We start from the raw sequence: 3,239 nt of genomic DNA, 5'->3' as shown, positions 1-3,239 counted from the left end.
GTGTGGGGGTGTGTGGGGGGCGCCGGGCCGCCGGCGGGGTGCGCGCGCCCGCCCGCGCCGCGCGCGGTGCGCGCGCGGGGCCCGCCGCGGCGGCCCCCCCCCCCCCCCCCCACCTCCGTGTGACACCTTCGACAACGCGCTGACCTCCGCTTTGTGGATGGCTGACGGTGATCCGCCGGGGACCCGTGGGTTACGGTCGGGCTGTCCCCAGGCGCCCGACACGGCGCCGCCACGCCCGATCGCGGAGTCCCCATGAGCACTGCTGCCGCAGCCCCCCGTACCGGAGCGGTTCTCGCCGACCTCCTCCCCGCCAGCCGCACCCGGGACATCGCCCTGGTCCTCGGCGGCGCCGCGCTGACCGGCCTCGCGGCCCAGATAGCCGTGCCCGTCCCCGGCTCGCCGGTCCCCGTCACCGGCCAGACCTTCGCCGCGCTGCTCGTCGGCACCGCGCTCGGCGCCCGCCGCGGCTTCCTCTCCCTGGCGCTCTACACCCTGGTCGGGATGGCCGGGATGCCCTGGTTCTCCGCGGGCTCCTCGGGCCCCGGCGGCGCCTCCTTCGGCTATGTCCTGGGCATGCTGCTCGCCGCCACCGTGGTGGGCGCGCTGGCCCGCCGCGGCGGCGACCGCTCCGCGCTGCGCACCGCCGGCACGATGGTGATCGGCTCCGCCGTCATCTACGCGGTCGGCGTCCCCTACCTGGCGCTCTCCACCGGCATGGCGCCGGGCGCCGCCGTCGCCGCCGGCCTGGTGCCCTTCCTGCTCGGCGACGCGCTCAAGGCGGCGCTGGCGATGGGCGCGCTGCCCGCCGCCTGGAAGCTCCTGGGCAACAAGGGCTGACGGACACCGCACCCCGGACACGCGTGAGGCGCTCCGTACCGCACACCCGCGGTACGAAGCGCCTCACCCATGTCCCGGTTCCGGAGGCGGACCTCAGCGCTCCGGAGGCGGAGCTCAGCTCTTGACGACCGGACTCTCGGCCGGAGCCGCCTCGTCCACCGCGTCCTCTCCGCCGGGCCGCCGCTTGCGCAGGTCGCGCGCCAGCGCGATCCCCACCACGAGCGCCGCCACCAGCAGCGACAGCAGCACCTGCTCGCGCGCCGCGTCGTCGGTGAGCATGTAGACCAGGACGAACGAGATCATCGCGATCGTCGCCCAGGTCAGATACGGGAAGAGCCACATCCGTACGACCAGCTTCTCCGGCGTCTCCCGCAGGATGATCCCGCGCATCCGCAGCTGCGTGAAACAGATCACCAGCCAGACGAAGAGGGCCACCGCGCCCGACGAGTTCAGCAGGAACGCGAAGACCGTGTCGGGCCACTGGTAGTTGAAGAAGACCGCGACGAAACCGAAGGCCACGGACGACAGGATCGCCGTCTGCGGCACGCCGCGCCCGGTCGTCCGCGCGAACGACGCGGGGGCGTCCCCGCGCTGGCCGAGCGAGAACGCCATCCGGGACGCCGTGTACAGACCGGAGTTCAGACAGGAGAGCACGGCGGTCAGCACGATGACGTTCATGACCTGACCGGCGTGCGGGATCCCGATCGAGTTGAGCGCCGCGACGTACGAGCCGTCCTTGGTGATCGACTTGTCGTTCCAGGGCAGCAGCGTCAGGACGACGAAGACCGAGCCCAGGTAGAAGACGGCGATCCGCCAGATCACGCTGTTGGTGGCCTTGGCGACCGCGCGTTGTGGGTTCGAGGACTCACCGGCGGCCAGCGTGACGATCTCGCTGCCCATGAAGGAGAACACGACCATCAGCACCCCGGTGAGGATCGCGCCGGGCCCCTTGGGGAAGAAGCCGCCCGCGTCCGTGAGGTGGCCGAAACCCGCGCCCGGATTGTCCGAGCCCGGCAGCAGCCCGAAGACGGCCAGCAGCCCGACCACGACGAACCCGGTGATCGCCACCACCTTGATTCCGGCGAACCAGAACTCGAATTCACCGAACGACGAGACGGAGACCAGATTCGTCCCGGTCAGCACCAGCATCACGATCAGGGCCCAGGCCCACTGCGGGACGGCGGGTATCCAGCCCTCCAGGATCTGCGCGCCGGCCGTCGCCTCGACCGCCAGCACCACCACCCAGAAGAACCAGTACAGCCAGCCGATGGAGAACCCCGCCCAGCGGCCCAGGGCCTGGTCCGCGTAGGCGGAGAAGGAGCCCGAGCTGGGCCGCGCCGCGGCCATCTCGCCGAGCATCCGCATGACGAGCACGACCATCGCGCCGACCAAGGCGTACGAGAGCAGAATGGCCGGTCCCGCGGCGGCGATCCCGGACGCGGAGCCGACGAACAGACCGGCGCCGATCACACCGCCGATCGCGATCATGGAGAGGTGGCGGTTCTTGAGGCCGGCTTGCAGGCCGTCGGAGGAGTTCGGATTCCCAGGCTCGCTGGGGTTTCCGCCTTCCTTCGTGGGGGACGGCAGGGAGGTCATGCGAGAATCCTTACGTCTGCTTGTTACTCGAATGACGAGTTCCCGCATTCAAGCGTTCGTCCGGACGTCGACGGAAGTGGCTATTCCGTATCTTTACCGGAGAGTGGCACTCCGTAATGGAGCGTTGATCTGGAACACCGTTACCCATCCACGACCCGCCCATGCGCGCCTCCCGGCCCACGTGCCACACTTCGCCCCATGCGCGTGTACCTCGGTTCCGACCATGCCGGCTTCGAACTCAAGAACCACCTGGTGGAGTGGCTCACCGCCCAGGGCCACGACCCCGTGGACTGCGGCCCCCACATCTACGACGCCCAGGACGACTACCCGCCGTTCTGCCTGCGCGCCGCGGAGCGCACCGCCGCGGACGGCGACAGCCTCGGCATCGTGATCGGCGGCTCGGGCAACGGCGAGCAGATCGCCGCGAACAAGGTCAAGGGCGTCCGGGCCGTCCTCGCCTGGAGCGAGCAGACGGCCGAGCTCGGCCGTGAGCACAACGACGCCAACGTCATCTCCGTCGGCGGCCGGATGCACACCCAGGACGAGGTGACCCGGTTCATCGAGGTCTTCCTCGCCACCCCGTACTCCGGCGCGGAGCGCCACGCGCGCCGGATCGCGATGCTCACGGAGTACGAGACCACCCACGAACTGCCGCCGGTCCCGGCCCACCACCCGCAGCAGGACAACTGACCGATCCGTGGGGGGGGGGGGGGCCCCCCCCCGCCCCCGCCCCCGCCCCCCCCCCCCCCCCCCCCCCCCCCCCGACAACCCGCCCCCCCGGGCGGACGGAACACCCCCCACCCCCC

3 protein-coding genes are annotated in these 3,239 nt (G+C 71.5%); 2 read left to right on the top strand and 1 reads right to left on the bottom strand.

The window, feature by feature from the left end; genetic code table 11:
• Positions 1–252: 252 nt before the first annotated feature.
• Entirely contained in the window at positions 253–837 is a 585-nt protein-coding gene (locus ACFXPK_RS13110; protein ID WP_385074706.1) for a biotin transporter BioY, read from the top strand.
• Positions 838–951: 114 nt separating this feature from the next.
• On the opposite strand, the gene ACFXPK_RS13105 is transcribed toward ACFXPK_RS13110, so the two are convergent.
• A complete protein-coding gene (locus tag ACFXPK_RS13105; RefSeq protein ID WP_384997414.1) occupies positions 952–2,433 on the bottom strand; it encodes an amino acid permease in 1,482 nt (493 codons plus the stop codon).
• A gap of 198 nt (positions 2,434–2,631) precedes the next feature.
• Between ACFXPK_RS13105 and ACFXPK_RS13100 the strand changes: the two genes are divergently transcribed.
• Positions 2,632–3,123, top strand: a complete 492-nt coding sequence (locus ACFXPK_RS13100) for a ribose-5-phosphate isomerase (protein WP_384997416.1) — start codon at positions 2,632–2,634, stop codon at positions 3,121–3,123.
• The last annotated feature ends 116 nt before the right edge of the window (positions 3,124–3,239 follow it).

Origin of the sequence: Streptomyces sp. NPDC059142, from assembly GCF_042755665.1 — a bacterium.
Taxonomy (GTDB): Bacteria; Actinomycetota; Actinomycetes; order Streptomycetales; family Streptomycetaceae; genus Streptomyces.
Note: the sequence above shows the minus strand (reverse complement) of the source record. Positions and strands in the feature narration are given on the sequence as shown.

What these genes read in the sequence shown, in the direction of transcription:
- ACFXPK_RS13110 (WP_385074706.1), top strand. Translation starts at nt 253, where the DNA reads ATGAGCACTGCTGCCGCAGCCCCCCGTACCGGAGCGGTTCTCGCCGAC.
- ACFXPK_RS13100 (WP_384997416.1), top strand. Translation starts at nt 2,632, where the DNA reads ATGCGCGTGTACCTCGGTTCCGACCATGCCGGCTTCGAACTCAAGAAC.
- ACFXPK_RS13105 (WP_384997414.1), bottom strand. Translation starts at nt 2,433, where the DNA reads ATGACCTCCCTGCCGTCCCCCACGAAGGAAGGCGGAAACCCCAGCGAG.